This is a genomic window from Methylobacterium hispanicum, from assembly GCF_022179285.1.
Lineage (GTDB): Bacteria > Pseudomonadota > Alphaproteobacteria > Rhizobiales > Beijerinckiaceae > Methylobacterium > Methylobacterium hispanicum.
The window spans coordinates 55,059-80,238 of record NZ_BPQO01000030.1; the positions used below are offsets into that span (position 1 = coordinate 55,059).

A 25,180-nucleotide genomic window follows, 5' to 3' on the forward strand; every position below is an offset into this window, starting at 1 on the left:
GATACGCCGATCTAGAGACCGAGCCAGCTCTCGCGCGCGTGCGAGAAGTTGATGGGCTTGCGGCCTGCCGCGAGGCTCGCCCGGTACAAGTCGAAATCGTCCGTCAGAAGCGCGACGTCGTCCGCATCGATGCTCGGCAGCCCTGCATCGGTCAGCCCGAGATAGCGAAATTCGGGGCGCTGAACCGCATCGGCGCTGGCGACGGCGATTTCCCTGCTCTGCTGGATCATACGGCCAAGCACGCTCACGATGGTGTCGACGCCCGGCTTCGCGAATTGGCGGACGAGGTTCGAAGTCTCGGATAGAACATGCGGAGTGAAGACGATCCCGTCCGCATCGAGCAGGATCTGCCGCAGCAGTTGGAAGTCGTCCTTGACGAATGTGTTCGTGCGCTTGTGCCGCGCGATGAAGTCCACTGAAGCGGATCCGACGACCAGCAGAACCAGAAGGTTCGTGTCGATCGCGATCAGCCGGCCCATCTAGTGCTCGACGGCTCTGTTGGTGATCGAGATCATGTCGCCATCCTGATTGCTCAGGGTCACGACCTTGTAGACGCGCGGCAGGTCCGGATTGTAGCCGAGGATGCTGTTTTCCTTGATCCTGGACGCTCTGAGCCTCGGGGACGCGCGCGAGAAGCCGACCGTGATCAGCCAGTGGCGGCCATCCTCGTCGCGGCGGACCTCCTCGAGGCCCACATCAATGATGTCCTCGTCCGAAAAAGTTTCGGCGACATAAGTCTTCGCGCGCTTGATGGCTTCCTTCACATCCATCCTGCAGCTCCTTGCGGCACCGCATCGGGCACGCCGAGCGAATGTAGACGTTCCGGCTCCGTTCCACAATCGCGCCGGCGCCCTCAGGGGTGGCGCGCGCTCGCCTTCACGCGCTCCTCGGCGGCCTGGATCGCCTCCGGGGTGCCGACATGCAGCCATTGCCCGTCGAGGCGCAGGCCGTAGAGGCGCTCGCGGGCGATCGCCCGGTCGAACAGCAGGTTGAGCGAGAAGGCGCCCTCCGGCGTGTCGGCGAAGAGTTCGGGCTTCACGATCGCGACGCCCGCGTAGATGAAGGGCGCCACCGCCCGCTCGCCGCGCCGCTCCAGGCGCCCGTCGCCTGCCATCACGAAGTCGCCCGCGCCCTCGTAGCCGAGGCTCGTCGCGGTCGGCGCCACGAGGAGCAGGATGTCCATCGCCTCCGCGTCCCAGCGCGCGATGAGGCGGGCGAGGTTCGGGGTCGGCCCCTCCAGCCAGAAGGAATCGGAGTTCATCACCACGAAGGGTGCCGCGCCCACGAGGCCGAGGGCCTTCTTCACGCCGCCGCCGGTCTCGAGGAGCGCCGCGCGCTCGTCGGAGACCAGGATCCTCAGCCCGTCCGCGCGCCGCGCGACGTGCCCCTCCACGAGGTCGGCGAGGTAGTGGACGTTGACCACCGCCGTGTCGATGCCGGCCTCCGCCGCCCGGTCGAGGGCGTGGTCGATCAGCGCCTTGCCGGCGACCTCGACCAGCGGCTTCGGGGTCGTGGCCGTGACCGGCCGCATGCGCTTGCCGAGGCCCGCCGCGAGGACGAAGGCGCGGGTGATGCTGGGCTCGCTCATCGGAGGATCCTGGAGGGCGGGTCTGCGGTCGTGAGGGGTCAGGCCGGCGCGAGGAGGCCCGGCATGTGCCGCGCGTGCCAGTCGCGCAAGCCCGCCAGCGCCGGGTGTTCGAGGTTGCGCGCGAGGTAGCCCTCGATGCGCGGCAGGTGGGCGAGGTAGCCCGGCTTGCCGTCGCGCTTGTCGAGGCGCGCGAAGATCCCGAGGATCTTCGTCGCCCGCTGGGCGGCGAGGAGCGCGTAGGCGGTGGCGAAGGCCGTGACGTCGAAGTTCGGCTCGCGGGCGCGGCGCTCGCGGGCGTAGAGGCCGAGCAGGCGCAGCTCGAACTCGGCGCTGGCATCGACGCGGGCGTCCTGCAGCAGCGAGGCGACGTCGTAGGCCGGGTGGCCCATCACCGCGTCCTGGAAGTCGATCAGGCCGACGCGTTCCAGCCCCTCGCGGTGCGGCAGCCAGATCAGGTTCGGCGAGTGGTAGTCGCGCAGGGTCCAGGTCGGGCGGGCGGGAAGCGCGCCGCGCAGCGCCTCGGCCCAGAGGTCGAGGAACTCGGCCCGCGCGTCAGGCGAGAGCGCGACGCCGCGGATGCCGGGGGCGTACCACTCGGGCATCAGCTCGGTCTCGAACAGCAGCGCCTCGAGGTCGTAGGCCGGGATGCGGTGCTCGATGCCGGCCGCCACCGGCACCACGGCCGGCAGCTCGGTAGCGTGGAGCTTGGCGAGCAGCCGGGTCGCCTCGGCGTAGCGCTCGGGCCGGGGCCCGGCGGCGTCCACCACCGGCTCGCTGCCGAGATCCTCGAGGATCAGGAGCCCCGCGTCGAGATCCTCGCCGTAGATGCGCGGCGCCGAGAAGCCGAGCGCCCGAAGGGCCCGGTCCATCGCCACGAAGGCGTGCACGCTCTCGGCGAGCTTGACGATGGCGCTGTAGGGCTTGCCGTCCCGCACCGGCGGGCCGTCCGCGCGCGGGGGCGAGATCATCAGCACCGCCGTGCCGCCGTCCGGGTTGGTCAGGCGCTGGTAGGCGCGCGAGGAGGCGTCGCCCTGCATGTGGGCGCGCTCGGCGAGATCCCAGCCGGCGCGCACCAGCAGGCCGCGCACGGCCCGCGCCCGCTCGATGCGGTCGCGCATGCCGCCCGTGCCGTCGATGCGGGCGAAACGCGAGCCCTCGCCGAACTCGGGCCGGAGCGAGAGATCGACGGTGAGCACGGGGCCGGCGCGGGTCGGCAGCTGCTCGGGCCACTCGACCAGCGTGATGGCCGCCTCGGTCATCTCGTCGAAGCCGATCTCGACCAGCTCGTCGGCGCCGCGCAGGCGGTAGAGGTCGGCGTGCACGATCATGCGCCCGTCCCGGCCCGTATAGGGCTGGACCAGCGTGAAGGTCGGGCTCGGCACCTCGAGGTCCGGGTCGCCGGTCAGTTCCCGGATGACGGCGCGCGCGAGCGTGGTCTTGCCGCCGCCGAGCCCGCCGGAGAGGGCGACGACGTCGCCCGGCAGCAGGAACTCGGCGAGGAACAGGCCGAGATCCTCGGTGGCGCCCTCCTCGGGCAGCACGATCTCCCAGGGCTTCTGGCCCTCGTCGGGCGCCTCGTGCGCAGTCGGATCGTCCTGGTCCAAACCCGCTCCTCCGCGGTCCCCGCGCGCCCCGTGCCGGGCCCCGGACACGGCCGCGATGCTCCGATCGTCCGACGGCCGCGCATCGTGGGCGCTCTCCATATAGGCAGGAGTCGTAGCCGAGGATCGTTAATCGATCATCGCGCCCCGCCGCCGCGCGTTCCCGGCCGTGCCGCAACCTCCCAGCTTGACAGTGCGGTGCTTTACGCGGAACCGCCCCGGCACTCGTCACGGAGACCCGTCCCGATGGATGCCCTGTTCGCGCGCCTGTCCCCCCTGGCGCCCTACGCGCTCGCCGCCCTGCGGATCATGGCCGGGCTGCTGTTCCTGGCGCACGGCACGCAGAAGCTGTTCGGCTTCCCGCCCTCCAACGGGCCCGCGCCCGAGCTGCTCTCGCTGCGCGGCATCGGCGGGGTGATCGAGATCGCGACCGGCGCGCTGATCGCGCTCGGCCTGTTCACCCGTCCGGCGGCCTTCCTGGCCTCCGGCCAGATGGCGGTGGCCTACTTCCTGTTCCACGCGCCGCGCGGCTTCTACCCGGCGATCAACGGGGGCGACGCCGCGATCCTGTTCTGCTTCATCTTTCTCTACCTCGTCACCGCCGGCCCAGGGGCGCTGAGCCTCGACGGGCGTCGCCCGCGGGTCTGAGCCGGCTTCGTTCGATCCCCTCGGATACCGCGCATCCCCCTCCCCCCTCTGCGGGGGAGGGAGAATCGCGCAGGTGTCCCCGCTCACCCGATGATCTTGTCGACCGTGATCGGCAGGTGGCGGATGCGCTTGCCGGTGGCGTGGAAGACCGCGTTGGCGATGGCCGCCGCGGTGCCGACGGTGCCGATCTCGCCGAGCCCCTTCACGCCGAGCGGGTTCGCCCGGTCCTCCTCGTCCACGAAGATCACCTGGATGTCGTGGATGTCGGCGTTCACCGGCACGTGGTACTCGCCGAGATTGTGGTTCATGAACCGGCCGAGCGTGGTGTCCATCAGGGACTCCTCCTCCAGCGCCGCGCCGATGCCCATCACCACGCCGCCGAGGATCTGGCTGCGCGCGGTCTTGGGGTTGAGGATCTTGCCGGCCGCGATCGCCGAGACGATCCGGGTCAGGCGCACCTGCCCCAGCTCCTCGTCGATCTTCACCTCCGCGAAGATCGCCGAGTGGGTGTAGGCCTCGTACTGGCTGTTGAAGTCCTTGTCGGGCGCGGCCTGCCCGGTCGCCTCCAGCCGCTCGACGCCGGCCGCGCGCATCACGTCCACCAGCGCGACGCGGCGGGTCGCGTCGTCCGCGACCACGATATGGCCGTCCGCGAAGGCGACGCGCTCGAAATCGACGTTGGCGAGCGGTGAATCGTCCATCTGGCGCGCCAGCCGGAAGACCTGCTCGCCGACGTCCCGGCAGGCCTTCATCACGGCGGTGCCGGAGGAGGCCGCCGTCCACGAGCCGCCCGCGATCGGCGCCTCGGGAAGCCGCGTGTCGCCGAGCTTCGTCGTCACCGCCTCCATCGGCAGGCCGAGCGTGTCGGCGGCGATCTGGGTGAGGATCGTATAGGTGCCGGTGCCGATGTCGCCCGTCGAGTTGCCGACCTCGAGCCGGCCGTCCGCGGTGAGGATCGCGTGGGCGCTCGTCTGCATCATCATCGATTCCCAGATGCCGGTCGCCACACCCCAGCCGACGAGTTCCCGGCCCTCGCGCATGGAGCGCGGCTCCGGGTCGCGCTTCGCCCAGCCGAAGCGCTCGGCGCCCTGCTCGAAGCAGGCCCTCAGCTCCTTGGAGCCGAAGGGCTTGTCCTCCTGGGTCTGGTCGCGCTGCGTGTAGTTCTTCAGCCGGAGCTGGATCGGGTCCTGGCCGGTGGCGTAGGCCAGCTCGTCCATCGCCGTCTCGATGGCGAAGACGCCGGTGACGGCGCCGGGCGCGCGCATGTCGGCGGGGGTGAAGGTGTCGAGCTTGGCGAGCTTGTAGGTCAGCGCGACGTTGTCGCACTTGTAGAGGATGCCCGACCAGTTGACGACGACCTCCTGGTAGTCCTCGAACTGCGAGGTCGGCGCCAGCGCGTCATGGCGCAGCGCCTGGAGCGTGCCGTCCCGGTCGGCGCCGAGGCTGATCGTCTGGATCGCCTCGGGGCGGAAGCTGAAGGTCCACATCTGGTCGCGGGTCAGCGCCACCCGCACCGAGCGCCCGAGGTCGCGCGCGGCCAGCATCGCCAGGAAGAGCTGATACTGTGGGCGCAGGCCCGAGCCGAAGCCGCCGCCGAGATAGGGGTTCAGCACCCGCACCTCGTCCTTCTTCAGGCCGAAGACGTTGGCGAGGTAGCCCTGGCTGTTCGAGACGCCCTGGATCTTGTCGTAGACCGTGTAGGTGCCGTCCTCCTCGACGATGACGGTCGAGGCGTGCGGCTCCATCGGGTTGTGGTGCTCGGTGGCGAGCGTGTACTGCTCGCGCACCTTCACGGCAGCGGTGTCGAAGACCGCGTCCGCGTCGCCCCAGGGCTTCGGCGGCGGCTTGATGCCGTTGCGCTTCATCGGCGGGTCGTAGGCGAAGTCTCCGACCTTCGTCAGATCGACGCTCGGCGCCTCCGCCTCGTAATCCACCTTGACGAGCGTCGCGGCGTGGCGCGCGGTGTCGAAATCCTCGGCCACCACCAGCGCCACCGGCTGGCCGCTGTACAGGATCTTGTCGTCGTAGAGGGCGCGGAAGGGTGCGCCGGGAGGGGCGACCTGATCCTGGTAATTGTAGTTGAGCCAGGCGGTGCGCGGCCGGTTCTCGTGGGTCAGCACCTTGACGACGCCGGGCACGGCCTCCGCCGCGCTCGTGTCGATGCTCCGGATCCGGCCCTTGGCGACGATGCCCGACACGACGTAGCCGTGCAGGAGGTCGGGTGCCGAGAACTCGCCCGCGTACTTGGCGAGTCCCGTCACCTTGGCGGGGCCGTCGATGCGGCTGCGGGGCGTGCCGACGAAGCTGTCGCGCCCGGTGGAGGAGAAGGTCTGGGTCATCGGCGGCTCACTGGATGCGCTTGTCGGTGACGGACTGGGGCGTGCCGGCGGCGGCCTGTTCCAGGCCCCGCACGATGGCGCGCCGCGCGAGTTCCACCTTGAAGGCGTTGCCCTGTTGGGGCTTGGCCTCGGCGACGATGAGGTCGGCGGCCGCCTGGAAGCTCTCGCGGGTGGCGGGCTTGCCCTGGAGAAGCGCCTCGGCCTCCGTGTTGCGCCAGGGCTTGTGCGCGACGCCGCCGAGCGCGAGGCGGGCGGTCTTCACGGCGTCGCCGTCGAGCTCGAGGGCGGCCGCGACCGAGACCAGCGCGAAGGCGTAGGAGAGCCGGTCGCGCAGCTTCAGGTAGGTGTAGTGGCGCGAGAAGTCCTGATCGGGCAGATCGACCGAGACGATGATCTCGCCGGGCCTCAGGTTGGTGTCCTTCTCCGGCGCATCGCCCGGCAGGCGGTGGAACTCGGCGAAGGGGATGCTGCGCTCGCCCTCCGGCCCGCTCACCTGCACCGTGGCCTCCAGGGCGGCCAAGGCCACGCACATGTCGGAGGGGTGCGTGGCGATGCAGTGCTCGCTCGTGCCGAAGATCGCGTGGATGCGGTTCACCCCGCCGATCGCCGGGCAGCCGGAGCCGGGCTGGCGCTTATTACAGGGCGTGGCCGTGTCGTAGAAGTAGTAGCAGCGGGTGCGCTGCAGGAGGTTGCCGCCGGTCGAGGCGGCGTTGCGCAGCTGCGCGGAGGCGCCGGCCAGGATCGCGTCGGCGAGCAGCGGGTAGCGCGCGCGAACCCGGTCGTCGTAGGCCACGGTGGCGTTGGTGGCGAGCGCGCCGATCCGCAGGCCGCCGTCGTGCTCGGCGATCTCGCCGAGCGGCAGGCGAGTGATGTCGATGAGCCGGCCGGGCCGCTCGACGTCGTACTTCATCAGGTCGATGAGGTTGGTGCCGCCCGCGATGAAGCGCGCGCTGTCCGCGCCCGCGAAAGCCTGCACCGCCTCGGCCACCGTGCCGGCGCGGACGTAGTCGAAGCGGTTCATCGGGCGCCTCCCTGGGCCATGACGTCCTCGATCGCGTCGACGATGTTGGTGTAGGCGCCGCAGCGGCAGATGTTGCCGCTCATCGCCTCGCGGATCTCGTCGCGGGACTGGGCGTGGCCCTCGTTCATCATGCCGACGGAGGAGCAGAGCTGGCCCGGCGTGCAGTAGCCGCACTGGAAGGCATCGTGCTCGATGAAGGCTTCCTGGATCGGGTGCAGCCCGTTCGTGCCCGCGCCCCCGTTGGCCAGGCCGGCGAGGCCCTCGACGGTGGTGATCTCGGCCCCGTCCTTCATCACCGCGAGCGTCAGGCAGGAATTCACCCGCGTGCCGTTCACCAAGACCGTGCAGGCGCCGCACTGGCCGTGGTCGCAGCCCTTCTTGGTGCCGGTGAGATCGAGATGCTCGCGCAGCAGGTCGAGCAGGGTGGTCCAGGGCGCGACCTGGAGGTCGCGCTGCTGGCCGTTGATGGTCAGGCTGATGCCGACCTTCGTGTCCGCCGCGACGGGCGAACCGCTTTCGATGAGCATGGGACCTCGCGAGAACGATGAGGCGGGCCGGGGCGCGGCCTGAGAAGAAGGCGTTCCGTCCGCTGCGGCACCGCGCATCGGCGCGCGCGGACGGGTTGTCCGGGCGTCGGGCGCCCGGTCTCACCTCACAACAATTCCAGATTGTCCCTGTTCCAAAACGGCTCGCTGGGCCGGCCCACGGCGGGGCGGCCGGCCGTTCCGTTCAGGCAGCGCATCGGCTAACCCTGGGGGCAGATCCCCTCAGCCGGAGACAGGCCCATGGCGGCGCTCGACGCGATCCTGAACGACATCGACAAGGACCTCGACAACGCGCTGGAGCGCCTGTTCCGGTTCCTCAGGATCCCGTCGATCTCGACCGACCCGGCCTACGCCGCCGCGTGCCGCGAGGCCGCCGACTGGCTCGCCGCCGACCTCACCGCGCTCGGCTTCGCGACCGGCGTGCACGAGACCAGCCTGCACCCGGTGGTGCTGGCCCACCGGCCGAAGCCCGGCACGCCGCACGTGCTGTTCTACGGGCACTACGACGTGCAGCCGGTCGATCCGCTGAACCTCTGGGAGAGCCCGCCCTTCGAGCCGCGCATCAGCGAGGGCGCGGACGGGCAGCGCCGCATCGTCGGGCGCGGCGCCTCGGACGACAAGGGCCAGGTGATGACCTTCGTGGAGGCCTGCCGGGCCCACATCGCCATGGCCGGCGAGCTGCCCTGCGGCGTCACCATCCTGGTCGAGGGCGCCGAGGAGAACGGGTCGCAGGGCGTGCCCGAATGGGTCGAGCGCAACAAGGACAAGCTCGGGGCCGACGTGGTCCTGGTCTGCGACACGGCGATGTGGGACGTGGGTATCCCTGCCATCACCACCTCGCTGCGGGGCCTGTGCTACTTCGAGGTGAAGGTCACCTGCGCCGACCGCGACCTGCATTCGGGATTCTTCGGGGGCGCGGCGCGCAACCCGATCCACGTGCTGGCCAGGATCCTGGCCGACCTGCACGACGCGGACGGGCGCGTCGCGGTTCCGGGCTTCTACGAGGGCGTGCACGAGCGCCCGCCCGAGGTGATCGAGCAGTGGCGCGGCCTCGGCCTGACGCCGGAGAAATTCCTGGGCGCCATCGGCCTGAAGGAGCCGGCCGGCGAGCGCGGGCGCATGCCGATCGAGCTGATCCAGTCGCGGCCCGCCTGCGACGTCAACGGCATCATCGGCGGCTACACGGGCGAGGGCACCAAGACGGTGATCGCCAGCGAGGCCTCCGCCAAGGTCTCGTTCCGCCTCGTGGACGACCAGGATCCGGGGGCGCTCGCGCGCAACTTCGAGGCCTTCGTGCGGGAGCGCGTGCCGGCCGACTGCCGGGTCGAGGTGATCACCTACAAGGGCTCGCGCGCGGTGAGCCTGCCCTTCGACATGCCCGAACTCGGCCTCGCCAAGACGGCGCTCGCGGAGGAGTGGGGCGCGCAGGCCGTGACGGTGGGCGCGGGCGGCTCGATCCCGATCGTGGGCGACTTCAAGCGGATCCTCGGGCTCAACACCCTGCTGATCGGCTTCGCGCTCGACGACGACCGCATCCACTCGCCGAACGAGAAGTACGATCTGCGCAGCTTCCACAAGGGCACGCGCTCCTGGGCGCGCATCCTCCAGGCCTTCGGCGAGGCCGGGCGGGGCTGACGCGGCGCGGCTCGGTGGCGGAAGAAGGCGCGCGGCCGACCGGTCGAAGAGCCGTGCCGGCTTCCTGTCAGGCCACCCGCACCCGCCCGCGGCGGCCGCGCTTGGCCGCGTACATCCGCGCGTCGGCCCGGGTGACCGCGGCCTTCAGCGGTCCCTCGCCGGTCCAGGTGCCGATCCCGAGCGAGACGCCGAGCAGGGTGCCGGCGCCGTCGTTCGCCCGCTCGACGCCCTCGGCGATCCGCAGGGCCAGCGCGGCGGCGCCGTCCGGGCCGGTACCCGGCAGCAGGATCGCGAACTCGTCGCCGCCGATCCGGGCCGCATGGGCCGAGGCCGGGACGCGCTCCGCCAGGACGCGGCCGAAGCGGCGGATCAGCCGGTCGCCGGCATCGTGGCCGCGGCGGTCGTTGACGGCCTTGAGCCCGTTCAGGTCGGCGACGATCACCGAGGTCGGCACGACGCGCGCCGCCTCCAGACGCGCCAGATGCGCCGCGTAGGCCGCACGGTTGAGCAGGCCCGTGAGGGAATCGGTGAGGCTCAGGGTCTCCAGACGCGCCTCGGCGCGCTTGTTCTCGCCGATGTCGGTAAGCGCGATCTGGACGAGGCGGCGCCCGTCGCCCTGGTCCGGCAGCGCGGCGTACTGCGCCTTGAGATGGAGCGCGCTCCCGTCGATGCGCCGGAACAGGACGTCGCGGGCGCCGTGGCCCGTCCCGGCCCAGAGGGCCAGCGCCTCCGCGGCGAAGACCCGCCGCGCCTCCGCGCCGAGGCCGACCGCCACGTGGTGGGCAAGCGCGCTGCTGTCCGCCGCCCCGAACAGGGCGAGCGCGGGCGCGTTCGCGCCGACGACGACGAGGCTCGCGCGCGCCGCCTCCGCCCAGTCCGGATGCGCGTCCATGTGGGCGGCGAGATCCTGCACGCCGGCCGCGCGCAAGCGCGCCAGCATCGCGGCGAGGCCGGATTCGTCGCGCACCAGCGTCGGCACGGGCGAGCGCTCGAACAGGCTCGCGGCGAAGCGCGCGAGGGCGTCCTCGCGGCGGCGCAGCTCCTCGCGCGGCGTGATGTCCTCGACCGAGATCAGGAAGCGGGCCCAGTCGTCCTCGTGGCCCGGCAGCATCCGGCCCGCGTAGCTCACGTCGAGGACGCGGCCGCCGATGGTGCGGTTGCGGGTGACGAGCCGGGCCTGCGTCGCCCCCGCCCAGAGCTGGCAGAGCACCTCGACCAGGGCGGTGGCGTGCGGGTCGTCGAAGATCGCCGGGATGTGGGCGAACAGCTCCGCCGCGTCGCGGGCCTCGTAGAGCCGGAGCGTGTGGCGGTTCACCCGCTCGACCCGGATCAGCATCTGCACGGCCAGCAGGTGCTCGGGATGGCGCAGCCAGGCGCGCAGGTCGCTCATGCCGGCCGCGCCCCACGCGTCCAGGCGGGCCTTGAGGGCGCTCAGGTCCTGCAGCCAGAGCGATACCGGCGCGAGTTCGAACAGCTCGGCCTCGAGATCGCCGGAGGGCGGCGCGGCATGCGTCATCGTCGAAAGGTAGACCGGGAGTTCAGGCGATGCCCGTGCGGGCACTGCGCAGTATCCTCCGCAAGCCTTGCCAAAAGGTGCCGAACAACGCCGGACTCCCGCGAAGTCGGGTCGGCGCGGACCGGCCCCGCGCTGCTCGCGTCCTACGCGCCGGGTGCTCGTGGGATGCTCGCGTGATACTGGCCGCGCCCGTTCGGGACGGGCTCGGGAGGCGCCCCAACCGGCCCGGGACGGTTCGTCCGGAGCCGTCAGGCGGCCCGCCGCTCGCCGCGCCACAGCAGCCCGGCCACCGCGAGGGCGAGGCCCAGCAGCGCCGCGTTGAAGGCGACCACCGCCGGCCAGCCGCCATGGGTCCAGAACAGGCCGCCGGCCGAGCCGAGGCAGCTGGAGCCGAGATAGTAGGCTAGCAGGTAGAGCGAGGCGGCGTGCCCCTTGGCGCCGCGGGCCATCCGGCCGACCCAGCCGCTCGCCACGGCGTGCACCACGAAGAAGCCGACCGTGACGCCCACCACGCCCGCGATGATGCCGGGCAGCGCGGGCAGCAGGGTCAGCGCCACGCCCGCGCCCATGATCAGCACGCCCGCGGTCAGCACGGGGCCCCGCCCGAGCCGGTCGGCGAGCGCGCCCGCCGCCGAGGAGGCGAAGACGCCGCAGAGGAAGACCGCGAAGACCAGGCTGATCTGCCCCTGGCTCAGGGAGAAGGGCGCCGCGCTCAGGCGGAAGGTCAGGTAGTTGAAGGTCCCGACGAAGACGCCGAGGCCCAGGAAGCCGGTGAGGAAGAGGAGCGGCAGGCCGCGGTTCCTGAGGTGCCCGGCCCAGGCGCCGATGTGGTAGGCGGCGTTGACGCCCCGGCGCCGGGCGAAGTTGCGCGACGGCGGCAGCAGCAGCAGGAAGCCGAGAGCCGCCGCGAGGTCGAGGAGGCCCAGCACCCCCATGGCGGTGCGCCAGGTCGTGAACTCGGTGAGCGCGCCCATGCCGAGCCGGCCCATCATGCCGCCGAAGGCCGTGCCGCCGACGTAGAGGCCCATCGTGGCGCCGAGCGCCCGCGGGTGGATCTCCTCGGCGAGGTAGGCCATCGCCACCGCCGGGACGCCGCCGAGCACGAAGCCCTCCAGCGCCCTCAGCACGAGGATCGCGTGCCAGCTCGGTGCGAGGGCGCTGCCGAGATGGAGCAGCGCGCCGCCCGCCATCGAGGCGAACATCAGCCCGCGCCGGCCGACCGCCTCCGAGACCGCGCCCGCGCACAGGATCGAGAAGGCCAGGAAGCCGGTGGCGAGCGAGAGCGCGAGCGAGGCCTGCGAGGCGCCGACGCCGAACTCGTCGGTGAAGCTCGGCAGCAGCGGCTGCACCGCGTAGAGCAGCGAGAAGGTCGAGAAGCCCGCCAGGAACAGGGCGAGCCGCGCGCGGCCGAAGGCGACGCTGCCGGGCTCGATGCAGGCGGGCTCGATGCAGGCGGCCTCGCGCGCCTCGGGGACGGCGGTCGAGGCGAGGCCCGCCGGGGCTTTGAAGCCCCGCTGGGCTCGGGCGGTCGGGGCGGTGCTCACGGCGGCTCGGATCCGAGGACGACGCCCCGAAGGTAGGGAGCGCGCGGCTATCGCGCCTCAGCAATCGAGCTTGAACAGCTATCGCGATCCGGCATAGCTCGGGCATGGACCTCGCCCAGCTCCGCACCCTCGTGCACGTGGCCGAGCTTGGCAGCCTGAGCAAGGCTGCCGGCCGCCTGCGGATCGCACAGCCCGCGCTGAGCCGGCAGATACGGCTCTTGGAAGACGAGCTCGGCGCGCGCCTGTTCGACCGGCACGGGCGGGGCATGGTCATCACCGAGGCCGGCCGCGAGGCCCTGCGCCACGCCAAGCGGGTGCTGGCCGAGACCGAGGAGCTGCGAGCCAGCGTCTCGGGCCCGGGGGCCGAGCTCGCCGGCCACGTCGCGGTCGGCCTGCCGCCGACCCTCGCCGACATGGTCTCGGTGCCGCTGGTGGCGGCCTTCACGGCGACCCATCCGCGGGTGCGGCTCCAGCTGGTGGCCGCCTATACGGGCTACCTGCTCGACAGCCTCAACCGCGGCGAGATCGACCTCGCGGTGCTCTACGACCCGCGCGCGACGGGCAGCCTGCGCATCCGCCCGCTGATGCAGGAGGCCCTGTTCCTGATCGGCCCGGGCGATGCCGGCCTCACCGCCGGGGAGCCGGTGCCGTTCCGGACGCTGGCGACCCAGCGCCTGCTCCTGCCGAGCACCCGCCACGGCCTGCGCAACGTGGTGCAGCGAGCGGCCGAGGCGGCCGGGATCGCGCTCGATCTCGGGCTCGAGATCGACAGCTACACGGCGCTGAAGGAGCTCGTGCGCCAGGGCTACGGCCGCACCATCCTGACGCGCGCGCCGATGCACGCCGACATCGCGGCCGGGCGCCTCACCGCGGCGCCGCTGGTCGATCCCGCCCCGATCCGGCGCCTCGTGCTCTCCTTCCAGCCCGACCGGCCGGTCTCGCGCGCCGCCGAGTTCGCGGGCGCGGCGATCGCCGCCATCCTGGCCGAGCAGCTGCGCCGGGGCGTCTGGGTCGGCGAGATGCTGGCCGGGTGAGGCGCCCTCCGGGCGGGCCAGCCGCGGCGGCGCAGCGCGTGGGGGGCGCCGCCGACAGCCGGGCCGCCCCTACTTCGCGGTCGTGGTGTCGGTGCTCTTGGTGTCGGTGCTCTTGGTGTCCGTGGTCTTGGCGTCCGTGGTCTTGGCGTCCGCCCCGGCCTTGTCGGCCGCGTGCGCGGCCGCCTTCCGGGGAACGCCGACCGCGTCGATCACGTCGAAGCGCGTCCGGTCCTCGGCGGTCTTCAGGAGCGCGTTCGCCTCGTAGTACTTGCCCTGGCCGAGCAGCGTGGCGGCTTGGTTCACGTCCGCCACGGTCTTGTCGAGCGGCAGGACCGCCATGACGAAATCCACGTCCACGTCGGCGAGCCGGAGCTTCTCCAGGGCGCCCTTCCGGTCACCCTTCGCGAGGTGCTTGTTCGCCTCCGCGACGGCGCCGGCCTTCTCGGGCGTCGCCACGAAATCCTCGCCGAGCGTCAGCTGCACATCGACGGGCACCCAGGCGACCTGTTCCCCCGCGGGCTTGCCGGCCTTCGCGGAGGTGTCGGCCGCGGTCTTGGCCGCCGACACGTCGGCAGGCGTCTTCAGGTCGGCCTCCGCCCTGTTGAACACGGCGTCGTCGGTCCTGGCCTTCGCGAGCGCGGCCTGCGCCTTGCCCACGAAGTCCTGGGCCTTGGCCGGGTCGGCGTCGAAGATGGCGACGCGGGCGAGGTGCATGTCGCGGAACGCCTGGGCGCCGTCCTTCGAGAGCTTGCCGACATCGCGCTCGACCGCCTTCCGGGCCGAGGTCTCCTGTGCGGCCGTCGGCTTCGCGGACTGCTCGGCGGCGAGCGCGGCGCCCCCCAGGAACGTGGTGGCGACGAGGGCGGCGGCGAGAGACGTCCGATAGGGCATGGCGTGTTCTCCGGAGCGGTTCATGAGAGGAAAGGTTTCGCGGAGCGATATCGCATCGCTTCCGTGCGGACATAATAGTATTCGAGCAATTCCGATCCATGTCTGAAACATTACAAAATCTACATCTGCGACAGAAAACCGGTATATCCTCGCAATATACCAATCGATAGTTGCATTCGGCTGTTTCGTGGATTGCCGTGCGCGAGCGGCGCCGGGACGCCGCCGAGGATTGGCGTGCCCCGCCGGACGGCCCTGCGCGCCGCGCCCGTGACAGGGCCCCGGACGGCGGTCGCGCGCGTGACCGCCCGCCTGGATCGCCCGCCTGGATCGCCTCGGGGTCCCGCGCGTTGGGCAGGCGTTCACGGCTCCGCACCACGATCGGGACGATCATGCTCCACCCGCACAGGCGCACGGTCCTGGGAGGCCTCATCCTCGGCGGCGCGGCGCTCGCCGGGGCGGGGCGCGCGGCGGCCGGGCCGGCGGCGCCCGTGGTCCGGGTGGACGACCCGCGCCTGGCGGCCATCGTCGATCCGGAGGCCGGCCTCGCCACCCTCTACGCCGAGGGCCGCTGGTGCGAGGGGCCGTGCTGGGCCCCCGCCCTCGGCGGCCTCGTCTTCAGCGACGTGAAGGCCGACCGCATCCTGGTCCTCGGGCCCGGGCCCGCGCCGGGCCGGCCCGCGACGGTCCGGGCGCCCGCCCACAACGCCAACGGCAACACGCTCGACGGCCAGGGCCGCCTCGTCACCTGCGAGCATCGCGGCCGTCGCGTGGTGCGGCGCGAGGCGGATGGCGGCCTCACGGTGCTGGCCGACGCCTACGACGGCCGCAAGCTCAATTCCCCGAACGACGCCGTGCTGGGGCCGGACGGCGCGATCTGGTTCACCGACCCGGTCTACGGCATCACCGAGCCGGAGGAGGGCATCCAGGCCGAGCCCGAGCAGGCGGCGCGGCGCGTCTACCGGATACCCGAGCCCGGCCGGGTCGAGGCGATGACGGACGTGCTCGACCAGCCGAACGGCCTCGCCTTCGCGCCGGACGGGCGCACCCTCTACGTCAGCGAGTCGGGCGCGTCCCTGAACCCGGAGGGCGGCCGGGCGATCCTGGCCTTCCCGGTCGAGGACGGCCGGCTCGGGCGCCACCGCGTCCTCGCCGAGCTGGAGGCCGGGGTGCCGGACGGGCTGAAGGTCGATGCGCGCGGGCACGTCTTCGCCGCCTGCATCGACGGGGTGCGGATCTACCACCCGGACGGGACGCCGCTCGGCCGCATCGCGACGCCGGTCACCGCCGCCAACATGGCGTTCGGCGCGAAAGGCCGCCTCTACATCGCCGCCTCCCACGCGATCCACGCCATCGACCTCAAGGCCTGAGGAGAACCGCTTGCCCATCGCCCGCCGCCACCTGATCGGCTCCGGCCTCCTCGCGCTCGCGGGTGGGCCCGCGCTCGCCCGATCGGAGGAGCGATCCGCCAGCCCGAGCCGCTCCGTCGGCGGGCTCGAACTCGCCCACCTCGCCGACGCGCCCTCGACGCCGACCGGGCTCGCGATCTCGCGGGGCGGCCGTGTCTTCGTGATGATGCCGCGCTTCACCGCGCAGGTCCCGTTCACGGTGGGCGAGGTGATGCCGGACGGCTCCGTCCGCCCCTATCCCGACGCCGGGACGAACCGGCCCGACGCGAAGCGCCCGCAGGCGAGCCTGTTCCACGTGCCCAACGGCGTGTTCGACCGCGACGACACGCTCTGGCTGCTCGACGCGGCCCTGCCCGAGGGCAAGGGCGCGCCGGTGCCGGGCGGCGCCAAGCTCGTCCAGGTCGATCTCGCCACGGACCGCGTCGTGCGCGTGGTGCCGCTGGAGGCCGGGGTCGTCCCGACCTCCTCGCTCAACGACCTGCGGGTCGGCCGGCGCGACGGGCGGCCCGTGGCCTACGTCACCGACCAGGGCCAGGACGGGCGGGGCGCGATCCTGGCGGTCGATCTCGCGAGCGGGCTGGTGCTCAGGCGTCTGGCCGAGCACGCCAGCACCCGGACGCAGAAGGGCGTGGTGAAGTTCGTCGAGCAGCGCCCCGTGATGCAGACGCAAGGGGACGGGCCGCCGCAGAGCCCGAAGGGCGGGGCCAACGGCATCGCGCTGAGCCCCGACGGCGCGCGGCTGTACTACGCGCCCCTGATGGCCCGGCACCTCTACGCGGTCGAGACGGCGGCGCTCCTCGACCCGGGGACGAGCGACGCGGGGGTGGCCGCGACGGTCGCGGATCTCGGCGAGAAGGGCCTGACCGGCGGCCTCACCACCGATTCGAAGGACCGGGTCTACCTCAGCCTGCAGGAGCAGAACGCGGTCGGCCGGCGCGACCCGGACGGGCGCATCACGGTGATCGCGGCCGACGAGCGCCTGGTCTGGGCCGACACGTTCTGGATCACGCCGGAGCGCTGGCTCTACATCTCGGCCGCGCAGGTGAACCGGCGGCCGGAATTCAACGACGGGCAGGACCTCTCGAAGCCGCCCTACGCGATCCTGCGGATGCGCATCGACGCCGATCCGGTCGACGGGGTCTGATCGCGGGCCCGCGCGGCGCCCCGTCAGGCCGGCTCCCCGGCGAGCCGCCGCGCCGCCCGCTCGCGGCCGATCAGCGGCAGCAGCCCGGCGAGGTCCGGGCCGTGGTCGAGTCCGGTGAGCGCGAGGCGCAGCGGCATGAACAGGGCCTTGCCCGTTCGGCCCGTGCGCGCGCGGACCGCGCCCGTCCAGGCCTTCCAGGTCTCCGGTCCCCAGGGCTCGGGCGGCAGGGTCGCGGCGGCGGCGGCCGTCACCTCCGCGTCCGCCTCGGCGCGGACCGGCTCCACCGGCCCCGCCACCACCCGCCACCACGCGGCGGCCTCCGCGACGCGGCCGAGATTGGCCCGCACGGCGAGCCAGAACGGCTCGGCCACCGCCTCCGGCACGCCGAGGGCGGCCAGCCTGTCGGCGGCCTGCGGGTAGGGCATCGCGTGGATGAGCCGGGCGTTGAGCCCGTCGAGTTCCTGCGGGTCGAAGCGCGCGGGCGCGCGCGAGATGTGGGCGAGATCGACGAGCCCGGCGAGTTCGTCGAGCGAGGCGACCGGCCGCACCGCCTCCGCCGAGCCGGTGAGCACGGCGAGCGCGCGGACGGAGGCCGGCTCGTAGCCCGCCTCGCGCAGCGAGCGCAGCGAGAGGTGGCCGAGGCGCTTCGACAGCCCCTCCCCGTCCGCCGTGGTCAGGAGGTTGTGGTGGCCGAAGGCGGGGACGGGCGCGTCCAGCGCCTCGAAGATCTGCACCTGCACGCCCGTGTTGGTGACGTGGTCCTCGCCGCGGATCACGTGGGTGATCCCCATCTCGGCGTCGTCCACGACGGAGGGCAGCGTGTAGAGGTAGCTGCCGTCGGCGCGGATCAGCACCGGGTCCGAGAGCGAGGCGCAATCGACGTGGGCGGCCCCGCGCACGAGGTCGTCCCAGCCGACCGTGCGGTGGTCGAGCCGGAAGCGCCAGTGCGGGCGCCGCCCCTCCGCCTCGTAGGCGGCGCGCTGCTCGGGCGTGAGGCTCAGGGCCGCGCGGTCGTAGACCGGCGGCAGGCCGCGCCCGAGCTGGCGCTTGCGGCGGCGCTCCAGCTCCTCGGCCGTCTCGTAGCAGGGGTAGAGCCGTCCCGCCGCCCGCAACCGCTCGGCCGCCGCGTCGTAGAGCGCCACCCGGTCGGACTGGCGCGCGAACAGGTCCGGCACGATGCCGAGCCAGGCGAGATCCTCGCCGATGGCGTGCGCGAACGCGGCGGTCGAGCGCCCGCGGTCGGTGTCGTCGAGGCGCAGCAGGAAGCGCCCGCCCCGGGCGCGGGCGAAGAGCGCGTTGAGGAGCGCCGGCCGGGCGTTGCCGATGTGCAGGAAGCCGGTCGGCGAGGGCGCGAAGCGGACGAGCGGTGCGGGCGAGGTCGGCGCGGTCATGCGCGACCCTCTACGCATCATCCTGGCGCCTGTCACATCGCCCCGCCCGGAACGCCGCCCGAAACGACGCCCGTCGCCGGGGAAACCCGCACCAGCGGCCCACCCGGCGGACCAGCAGCGCGCGCCGACGGGGCTGCGCGCCGCCACGGCCGGCACCGATTCGTCGGGCGGCCGGCAACGCGGCGCCCCCGGGCGCGGCGTGCCGATGGTGGACGGCGGGGACGGAGGCGGCGGCCGACAGTCCGACCGGCGCCTGCGGGCCCGCGACCGTGCTCCGCCGGCATCACCGCCGGGCGTTCTGACGGAGGAGCCGCCGGACGGAGCGGAAATCAACCCCCTGTTGCGGGCCTCGCGGCTAGAAGGCCGGCGCCGGGCGATTCCCGCCCGGCTCCCCGGCGCGGGCGCGCGCCGGCGGAGATCGCCGAGACCGCGCGCAAGATCCCCAACGCCCCATGACCGTCATCGCACTCGTGCTCGTCGGCAACCTCGTGCTCGCCGGCCTCTTCTCCCTCGTCGCCGTCGTGCTGGATTGAGGAGCCCTTGATCGAGGCGCCCTCCGGGGGCGCCCTCCCCGGGCCCGGTCCCGGTCAGCGATCCGGCTTCTCGATCTGGGCCAGCAGGTCCGTGAGGCGCTGGCCCATCGGTGCCGACAGGCTGTCGGCGTAGAGGCCCCGCAGGCTCTGGCCGATCTGGCGGCGGGCCGCCGGCTTGAGCTGGGCGGGCGGTGGCGTCTCCGGCAGACGGCTCGGCTCCTTCGGCATGACCCGCGATCCTCTCGCCCCCGGCATGGACCGAGTGTCGCGGGGCTTGGTTAAGGCTCCGTCACCGCAACCCGGACCGCTCTCCGAAACCCGAGGAACGAGAAAGGCCCGCCGGGATCCGGCGGGCCTTTTGCCTGGCTGAGTCTCGGCGATTCCCGGCGGAGACCGGGGCCGGTCTTGCCGGGGCCGGACGGCGGCGCGGCCCTACGGATAGCCGTAGCGGCTCTTGGCGGCTGCGAGCAGGTGCAGCGCCTCGCCGTCGCGACCGGCCGCACAGGCGGCGGCGGCACGGTCGAGGTCGGCGCCGAAGCGCGCGCCCACCGGCTTGTTGAGGTCGCCGCTCGCGACGTCGGCGCTCACCACGGCCTGCGTGCGGGCGATGGCCGGGCCGCAACCGGCGCCCTGGGGCAGCGCGGCGGGCGCCGCGACGGGCGCCACCGCCGCGGCGACGGGCGGCGGCGCGCTCGCCCCCGACTGGCAGGACGCCAGACCTGCGGCGGCGAGGAGGACGAGCGTCAGGCGGAAGGCTTGCGTCGGCACGGCACGGATCCCTGAACGGCGCAGCTCGGCGCCGGCCGGGGTTGTGGGACGGCCGGTCCGGCGGGTCAACGGGTGGCGGGCCTCGCCGCCGCCCGCCTGTTGCGCCGGCCTATTTGGCCTTGTCGGCGATGCCCTTCAGGCCCGCGTCGTAGATCCCCGAGATCACGTCCTGCGCGACCGGGTCCGGCACGCCCTTGGCGCTGAAGCTGCCCTGCCACGTCACCTTCGAGCCGGAGCCCTCGGGCGCGACGGCCAGCGTCGAGCGGTAGTCCGAGACCGGCAGCGGGCCCTCCAGGATGGTGTAGGTGTAGCTCATCACCTTGTCGTCGCGGGAGACCTGCTGCTCGGCGAGCGTGCCGCCGCCCTTGAGGCTGAGCGTGCGGATCTTCTGCCCGTCCTTCTCGGAGGCGACGCACTTCTCGATCGCCGGATGCCAGTCGGCGATGCCGCAGAAATCGCCGATCGTCTGCCAGACCTTGTCGGGATGGGCCGGCAGGTCGGCCGATTTCTGCACCTCGATCGCGTGGCCGGGCAGCGTGCCGGCGAGCAGGACGAGGGCGGGCAGGGCGAGGCGCAGCATCGGGCAGGTCTCCATCCGTTCGGGGTTTGCGCGGGCGGGCCCGCGCCGGCTCTTCGGCCGGGACGGAGCTAGGACCGAGGCGCAGCCTGACAATGGCCGGCGCGGCGGACTCGCCCGATCGTGCGGGCCGCCGTCACGTTTCGCGATGGTTTCGGGCTCGGCGCCCCGAGACCCCGCCCGGGGGACCTCGAGCCCTCGGGAGTCCCGTCGATCCCGCTCAGGCCACCCGATCGATCGCCGCCCCGACGATCTCCGCCATCTCGCGGATCTCGTCGCGCTCCACGATCAGCGGGGGCGAGAGCGCGATGATGTCGCCGGTCACCCGGATCAGCAGGCCGCGCCGGAAGCAGTCCGTGAAGACCTCGTAGGCGCGCTTGCCCGGCGCGTCCGGCCGCGGGGTCAGCTCGATGCCCGCGACGAGGCCGATGGTGCGGATGTCGCTGACATGGGCGCGCGCCCGCAGGTCGTGCATCGCCGAAGCCCAGTCCCCGGCGAGTTCCGCGGCGCGGGTGAGCAGCCCTTCCCGGGCGTAGATATCGAGGGTGGCGATCCCCGCCGCGCAGGCCACCGGATGCCCCGAATAGGTGTAGCCGTGGAACAGCTCGATCCCGTCCGGCCCCTGCATCAGCGCGTCGTGGACCGCGCGCCGGGCGAAGACCGCGCCCATCGGCACCGTGCCGTTGGTGATGCCCTTGGCCGTCGTGACGAGGTCCGGCACCACGCCGAAGAAGTCGGTCGCGAAGGGCGTGCCGAGCCGGCCGAACCCGGTGATCACCTCGTCGAAGATCAGCAGGATGCCGTGGCGCGTGCAGATCTCGCGCAGGCGCTCCAGATAGCCCCGCGGCGGGATCAGCACGCCGGTCGAGCCCGCCACCGGCTCGACGATGCAGGCCGCGATCGTCTCCGCTCCGTGGAGCTGGACCAGCCGCTCGAGGTCGTCGGCGAGGTCCGCGCCGTGCTCGGGCTGGCCCTTGGCGAAGGCGTTGCGGGCCGGGTCGTGCGTGTGGCGCAGGTGATCGGCGCCCGGCAGTTGCGGGAAGGCCCGCCGGTTCGTCACGATGCCGCCGACCGAGATGCCGCCGAAGCCGACGCCGTGATAGCCGCGCTCGCGCCCGATCAGCCGCGTGCGCGTGCCCTGCCCGATCGCCCGCTGGTAGGCGAGCGCGATCTTGAGCGCGGTATCGACGGATTCGGAGCCGGAATTCGTGAGGAACACCCGGTCGAGTCCCGCCTCCGGACCGCCCGGCGCGATCGCGGCCAGCCGCTCGGCGAAGTCGAAGGCGATCGGATGCCCCATCTGGAAGGTCGGGGCGAAGTCGAGGCGCTCCAGCTGATGCGCGACGGCCTCGGCGATGCCGCGCCGCCCGTGCCCGGCGTTGACGCACCACAGCCCTGCCGTGCCGTCGAGGATCCGTCGGCCGTCATCGGCCGTGTAGTGCATGCCCTCGGCCGAGACGAGCATCCGCGGCGACGCCTTGAACTGGCGGTTGGCCGTGAAGGGCATCCAGAACGCGTCGAGCGAGGGGGTGTTGGGACGGGTCTCGGAGAGATTCTCTGACATGGGGCACTCGCGGCGACGCGGCTTCGACGCGCGACAGGACGCCTTTCGCCAGCCCGCAACAAGTCCTTTTCTCGGCCGCCGCAAGCCGTTGACGGGACGGCATCCGGGTGCGCACCGTTGCGCGATCCGCAACAGCCGCAAAGGGTCCGGCCGGAATGAGCGTCGATGTAGGGGAGCGGCTGCGCTTCGTCCGGCTGCGGCACGGCCTGTCGCAGCGGGCGCTCGCCAAGCGCGCCGGGGTGACGAACTCGACGATCTCCCTCATCGAGTCGAACCGGGTGAACCCGTCCGTCGGGGCCCTGAAGCGCATCCTCGACGGCGTGCCAATCGGTCTCGCGGACTTCTTCGCCGTGGAGCCCGAACGCGAGCGCAAGGCCTTCTACGCCACGGAGGAACTCACCGAGATCGGCAAGGGCAAGATCTCGTACCGGCAGGTCGGCGAGACGCTGTTCGGGCGCCAGCTCCAGATTCTGAAGGAGCGTTACGAGGTCGGCGCCGACACGGGCCGCATCCCGCTCTCGCACGAGGGCGAGGAGGGCGGGATCGTGCTCTCGGGCCGGCTCGAGGTGACGGTCGGCGACGAGCGCCGGATCCTCGGACCCGGCGACGCCTACGCTTTCGACAGCCGGCGCCCGCACCGGTTCCGGTGCATCGGCCCCGTGCCGTGCGAGGTCGTCAGCGCGTGCACGCCGCCGAGCTTCTGAGAGAGGTCCCGCGCCGCCATGCGGAAGCCGCGCCTCGGCCCTGCACGGGGACGGGCGGCGAAACCGCTTCGAATTCAGCCTGTTGACAGCAGGTCGACCGGGCCGGGCCCCGGTCTCCGGGGCGGCTGCCCGAACGCCCCGGGGTGACAACCGTTACGTGCACTCCAGCAGTTTAATCCCTGGCATATTGCATAATCGGAAATTTTTTGCATGATCCGAGCGTCGGCCCCGGAATGCCGACGCCCCACGATAAGGATCAGGGATGGAACGCCAGGACACCTCGTCCGCCAAATGGTGGCAGCTCGCCTTCGGCATCCTCTGCATGGCGATGATCGCCAACCTGCAGTACGGCTGGACGCTCTTCGTCGATCCGATCGACGCCAAGTACCACTGGGGTCGCGCCGCGATCCAGTTCGCCTTCACGCTCTTCGTCGCCACCGAGACCTGGCTCGTGCCCGTGGAAGCCTGGTTCGTGGACCGCTACGGCCCGCGGATCGTGGTCTGCTTCGGCGGCGTGATGATCGCGCTCGCCTGGGTGCTCAACGCCCACGCCACCTCGCTGCCCATGCTCTACGCGGGCTCGGTGATCGGCGGCATCGGCGCGGGCTCGGTCTACGGCACCTGCGTGGGCAACGCCCTCAAGTGGTTCCCGGATCGCCGCGGCCTCGCCGCCGGCGCCACCGCCGCGGGCTTCGGCGCGGGCGCGGCCCTCACGGTCGTGCCGATCGCCAAGATGATCGCCACCAGCGGCTACGAGAACGCCTTCCTGTATTTCGGCCTCGGTCAGGGCGCCGTCGTGGTGGTGATGTCGTTCCTGCTGCGCAAGCCCAGCGTCAGCGCCCCGGTCCAGCGCAAGAGCCTGCGCCTGCCCCAGACGCAGGTCGACCGTACGCCCCGCGAGGCGGTCCGCACCCCGGTCTTCTGGGTGATGTACGCGATGTTCGTGATGGTGGCCTCCGGCGGCCTGATGGCGGCGGCCCAGATCGCCCCGATCGCCCACGACTTCAAGGTCGCCGACGTCCCGGTCTCGATCCTCGGCCTGCAGATGGCGGCCCTCACCCTCGCGATCTCCCTCGACCGCATCTTCGACGGGTTCGGCCGGCCGTTCTTCGGCTACGTCTCCGACCGGATCGGGCGCGAGAACACGATGTTCATCGCCTTCAGCACGGCCGCCTTCGCGGTGATCCTGCTGCTCGCCTACGGCCGCAACCCGCTGGTCTTCGTCTTCGCCACGGCGATCTATTTCGGCGTGTTCGGCGAGATCTACTCGCTGTTCCCGGCGACCTGCGGCGACACTTTCGGATCGAAATACGCCGCCAGCAACGCCGGCCTGCTCTACACCGCCAAGGGCTCGGCCGCGATGCTCGTACCCTTCGGCAGCATGGTCGCGGCAGCCTATGGCTGGACGGCGGTATTCGGGCTGATCATCGGCCTCAACGTCACCGCGGCGGCGCTCGCCATGTTCGTCCTGCGCCCGATGCGCCTGCGCTATCTCGCGGGTAGCCAGACGGCGAACGCGCCGGCAGGCCGGCCCGTCGAGGCGGTCTGACCCGCACCGCGGACGGGCACAAGAGCGCCCCGCGCGATCCTCGGATCGCGCGGGGCGCTCTTGTTTCGACACCCTCTTCGATGGCGGCGATCCCGGAGCGCGGCCGGTCAGCCCATCCGCTCGGACGCGAAGCTTCCCGGGCTCGGCGGGAAGATCACCGTGCGGTTGCCGTTCAGGAAGACGCGGTGATGGATATGCGCGTGGATCGCCCGCGCGAGCACCTGCGCCTCCACGTCGCGACCGAGCGACACGTAGTCCTCCGCGCTCTGCGCGTGGGTGATGCGCACCGTGTCCTGCTCGATGATCGGCCCCTCGTCGAGGTCGGCCGTCACGTAGTGCGCGGTGGCGCCGATCAGCTTCACGCCGCGGCCATAGGCCTGCTTGTAGGGGTTGGCGCCCTTGAAGCTCGGCAGGAACGAGTGGTGGATGTTGATGATCCGCCCCGACATCGCCGCGCACATCTCGTCCGACAGCACCTGCATGTAGCGGGCGAGCACGATCAGCTCGGCGCCGCCGCCCCGGACGATCTCCATGATCCGCGCTTCCGCCTCCGGCTTGTTCGCCTTGGTGACGGCGACGTGATGGAACGGGATGTCGTGGTTCACCACGAGCTTCTGGTAGTCGAAATGGTTCGAGACCACGCCGACGATGTCGATCGGCAGGGCACCGATCTTCCAGCGGTAGAGCAGGTCGTTGAGGCAGTGGCCGAAGCGCGAGACCATCAGCAGCACCTTCATGCGCCGGGCCTCGTCGTGGATCGCCGTCTCCATGCCGAAGCGTTCCGCGACCGGCGCGAGGCCGGCAGCGAGCGCCTCACCCCCCCTCCCCTCTTCCGAGAGGAAGCCGACGCGCATGAAGAAGCGCCCGCTGCCGAGATCGTCGAACTGCGAGGAATCGACGATGTTGCACCCCTGCTCGGCCAGGAATCCCGAGATCGCCGCGACGATGCCGCGAGTTGATCGGCAGGCCACGGTCAGGACAAACTTCGTCATCGGCGGTCTCTCGGGTCGTTGAACGCGAAAACGCCCGCGCTGCGGGAGCAGGCGGGCGTTTCCGTTCGGGTCTTGTCCGTTTGGTTGCGGGGGTTGGATTTGAACCAACGACCTTCAGGTTATGAGCCTGACGAGCTACCGGGCTGCTCCACCCCGCGCCAGGGTGTTCTGCATCGTGTCGAGGGGGTGT

At 72.1% G+C, this 25,180-nt stretch carries 23 protein-coding genes and 1 tRNA gene; 7 read left to right on the plus strand and 17 right to left on the minus strand.

Annotated elements, in window-relative coordinates:
- Positions 1 to 11 precede the first annotated feature (11 nt).
- The 4 genes from MFF56_RS26055 to tsaE form a co-directional block, all read right to left on the minus strand.
- Positions 12 to 479: a PIN domain-containing protein gene (locus MFF56_RS26055; protein WP_066921731.1), complete on the minus strand. Its 468-nt coding sequence runs from the start codon at positions 477 to 479 to the stop codon at positions 12 to 14.
- A complete protein-coding gene (locus MFF56_RS26060) occupies positions 480 to 770 on the minus strand; it encodes a hypothetical protein (protein ID WP_066921729.1) in 291 nt (96 codons plus the stop codon).
- A gap of 83 nt (positions 771 to 853) precedes the next feature.
- Positions 854 to 1,588 carry a nucleotidyltransferase family protein gene (locus MFF56_RS26065; protein WP_066921727.1) on the minus strand — a complete coding sequence of 245 codons (735 nt, stop codon included), beginning with the start codon at positions 1,586 to 1,588 and terminating at the stop codon, positions 854 to 856.
- Between the two features lie 38 nt (positions 1,589 to 1,626).
- Positions 1,627 to 3,192, minus strand: coding sequence for a tRNA (adenosine(37)-N6)-threonylcarbamoyltransferase complex ATPase subunit type 1 TsaE (gene tsaE, locus MFF56_RS26070; RefSeq protein ID WP_066921725.1), 1,566 nt, complete (start codon positions 3,190 to 3,192; stop codon positions 1,627 to 1,629).
- 243 nt (positions 3,193 to 3,435) lie between these two features.
- Between tsaE and MFF56_RS26075 the strand changes: the two genes are divergently transcribed.
- Positions 3,436 to 3,837: a DoxX family protein gene (locus MFF56_RS26075; protein WP_066921723.1), complete on the plus strand. Its 402-nt coding sequence runs from the start codon at positions 3,436 to 3,438 to the stop codon at positions 3,835 to 3,837.
- Positions 3,838 to 3,920: 83 nt separating this feature from the next.
- Here MFF56_RS26075 and MFF56_RS26080 read toward each other — a convergent pair whose 3' ends face one another.
- Genes MFF56_RS26080 through MFF56_RS26090 form a run of 3 tightly spaced genes read right to left on the minus strand, consistent with a single transcriptional unit; the run spans position 3,921 to position 7,724 of the window.
- Positions 3,921 to 6,176, minus strand: a complete 2,256-nt coding sequence (locus MFF56_RS26080) for a xanthine dehydrogenase family protein molybdopterin-binding subunit (RefSeq protein ID WP_066921721.1) — start codon at positions 6,174 to 6,176, stop codon at positions 3,921 to 3,923.
- Between the two features lie 7 nt (positions 6,177 to 6,183).
- Entirely contained in the window at positions 6,184 to 7,197 is a 1,014-nt protein-coding gene (locus MFF56_RS26085; RefSeq protein ID WP_066921719.1) for an FAD binding domain-containing protein, read from the minus strand.
- Positions 7,194 to 7,724: a (2Fe-2S)-binding protein gene (locus tag MFF56_RS26090; protein ID WP_066921718.1), complete on the minus strand. Its 531-nt coding sequence runs from the start codon at positions 7,722 to 7,724 to the stop codon at positions 7,194 to 7,196. The genes MFF56_RS26085 and MFF56_RS26090 overlap by 4 nt, the downstream gene beginning before the upstream one ends.
- A gap of 258 nt (positions 7,725 to 7,982) precedes the next feature.
- Here MFF56_RS26090 and MFF56_RS26095 point away from each other — a divergent pair, with 258 nt between their 5' ends.
- The gene (locus tag MFF56_RS26095) at positions 7,983 to 9,377 is read left to right on the plus strand and encodes a M20/M25/M40 family metallo-hydrolase (protein ID WP_066921716.1); all 1,395 of its coding nucleotides are present in this window, start codon (positions 7,983 to 7,985) and stop codon (positions 9,375 to 9,377) included.
- A 67-nt stretch (positions 9,378 to 9,444) separates the two neighbouring features.
- On the opposite strand, the gene MFF56_RS26100 is transcribed toward MFF56_RS26095, so the two are convergent.
- Complete coding sequence (locus MFF56_RS26100) at positions 9,445 to 10,938, minus strand: sensor domain-containing diguanylate cyclase (RefSeq protein WP_156453677.1); 1,494 nt, start codon at positions 10,936 to 10,938, stop codon at positions 9,445 to 9,447.
- A gap of 203 nt (positions 10,939 to 11,141) precedes the next feature.
- Positions 11,142 to 12,437 carry an MFS transporter gene (locus tag MFF56_RS26105; protein WP_238231713.1) on the minus strand — a complete coding sequence of 432 codons (1,296 nt, stop codon included), beginning with the start codon at positions 12,435 to 12,437 and terminating at the stop codon, positions 11,142 to 11,144.
- A 104-nt stretch (positions 12,438 to 12,541) separates the two neighbouring features.
- On the opposite strand from MFF56_RS26105, the gene MFF56_RS26110 reads away from it, so the two are divergent.
- Positions 12,542 to 13,471, plus strand: a complete 930-nt coding sequence (locus MFF56_RS26110; protein ID WP_238231715.1) for a LysR substrate-binding domain-containing protein — start codon at positions 12,542 to 12,544, stop codon at positions 13,469 to 13,471.
- Between the two features lie 69 nt (positions 13,472 to 13,540).
- Here MFF56_RS26110 and MFF56_RS26115 read toward each other — a convergent pair whose 3' ends face one another.
- Positions 13,541 to 14,362, minus strand: coding sequence for a YfdX family protein (locus tag MFF56_RS26115; protein WP_066928040.1), 822 nt, complete (start codon positions 14,360 to 14,362; stop codon positions 13,541 to 13,543).
- A gap of 389 nt (positions 14,363 to 14,751) precedes the next feature.
- On the opposite strand from MFF56_RS26115, the gene MFF56_RS26120 reads away from it, so the two are divergent.
- On the plus strand, positions 14,752 to 15,729 hold the full coding sequence (locus tag MFF56_RS26120; protein ID WP_066928042.1) for an SMP-30/gluconolactonase/LRE family protein: 978 nt from the start codon (positions 14,752 to 14,754) through the stop codon (positions 15,727 to 15,729).
- A gap of 10 nt (positions 15,730 to 15,739) precedes the next feature.
- The gene (locus MFF56_RS26125; protein ID WP_066928044.1) at positions 15,740 to 16,912 is read left to right on the plus strand and encodes an SMP-30/gluconolactonase/LRE family protein; all 1,173 of its coding nucleotides are present in this window, start codon (positions 15,740 to 15,742) and stop codon (positions 16,910 to 16,912) included.
- A 23-nt stretch (positions 16,913 to 16,935) separates the two neighbouring features.
- Here the strand turns inward: MFF56_RS26125 and gltX are convergent, their stop codons facing one another.
- From gltX to aptA, 5 genes are all read right to left on the minus strand, one after another.
- The gene (gene gltX, locus MFF56_RS26130) at positions 16,936 to 18,303 is read right to left on the minus strand and encodes a glutamate--tRNA ligase (RefSeq protein ID WP_066928045.1); all 1,368 of its coding nucleotides are present in this window, start codon (positions 18,301 to 18,303) and stop codon (positions 16,936 to 16,938) included.
- Between the two features lie 587 nt (positions 18,304 to 18,890).
- On the minus strand, positions 18,891 to 19,064 hold the full coding sequence (locus MFF56_RS26135; protein WP_197430781.1) for a NepR family anti-sigma factor: 174 nt from the start codon (positions 19,062 to 19,064) through the stop codon (positions 18,891 to 18,893).
- A 204-nt stretch (positions 19,065 to 19,268) separates the two neighbouring features.
- A complete protein-coding gene (locus tag MFF56_RS26140; RefSeq protein WP_373324188.1) occupies positions 19,269 to 19,613 on the minus strand; it encodes a hypothetical protein in 345 nt (114 codons plus the stop codon).
- A gap of 100 nt (positions 19,614 to 19,713) precedes the next feature.
- Positions 19,714 to 20,184: an SRPBCC family protein gene (locus MFF56_RS26145; protein ID WP_238231719.1), complete on the minus strand. Its 471-nt coding sequence runs from the start codon at positions 20,182 to 20,184 to the stop codon at positions 19,714 to 19,716.
- A 217-nt stretch (positions 20,185 to 20,401) separates the two neighbouring features.
- On the minus strand, positions 20,402 to 21,745 hold the full coding sequence (aptA, locus tag MFF56_RS26150) for an omega-aminotransferase AptA (RefSeq protein ID WP_066926164.1): 1,344 nt from the start codon (positions 21,743 to 21,745) through the stop codon (positions 20,402 to 20,404).
- Between the two features lie 155 nt (positions 21,746 to 21,900).
- Here aptA and MFF56_RS26155 point away from each other — a divergent pair, with 155 nt between their 5' ends.
- Both MFF56_RS26155 and oxlT read left to right on the plus strand, forming a co-directional pair.
- Complete coding sequence (locus MFF56_RS26155) at positions 21,901 to 22,449, plus strand: cupin domain-containing protein (RefSeq protein WP_066926161.1); 549 nt, start codon at positions 21,901 to 21,903, stop codon at positions 22,447 to 22,449.
- Positions 22,450 to 22,711: 262 nt separating this feature from the next.
- Positions 22,712 to 23,998: an oxalate/formate MFS antiporter gene (gene oxlT, locus MFF56_RS26160; protein WP_066926159.1), complete on the plus strand. Its 1,287-nt coding sequence runs from the start codon at positions 22,712 to 22,714 to the stop codon at positions 23,996 to 23,998.
- 107 nt (positions 23,999 to 24,105) lie between these two features.
- Here the strand turns inward: oxlT and purU are convergent, their stop codons facing one another.
- Together purU and MFF56_RS26170 are read right to left on the minus strand one after the other, a co-directional pair.
- Positions 24,106 to 24,990 carry a formyltetrahydrofolate deformylase gene (purU, locus tag MFF56_RS26165; RefSeq protein ID WP_066926156.1) on the minus strand — a complete coding sequence of 295 codons (885 nt, stop codon included), beginning with the start codon at positions 24,988 to 24,990 and terminating at the stop codon, positions 24,106 to 24,108.
- Positions 24,991 to 25,071: 81 nt separating this feature from the next.
- Positions 25,072 to 25,148, minus strand: a tRNA-Met gene (locus tag MFF56_RS26170).
- Positions 25,149 to 25,180 lie beyond the last annotated feature (32 nt).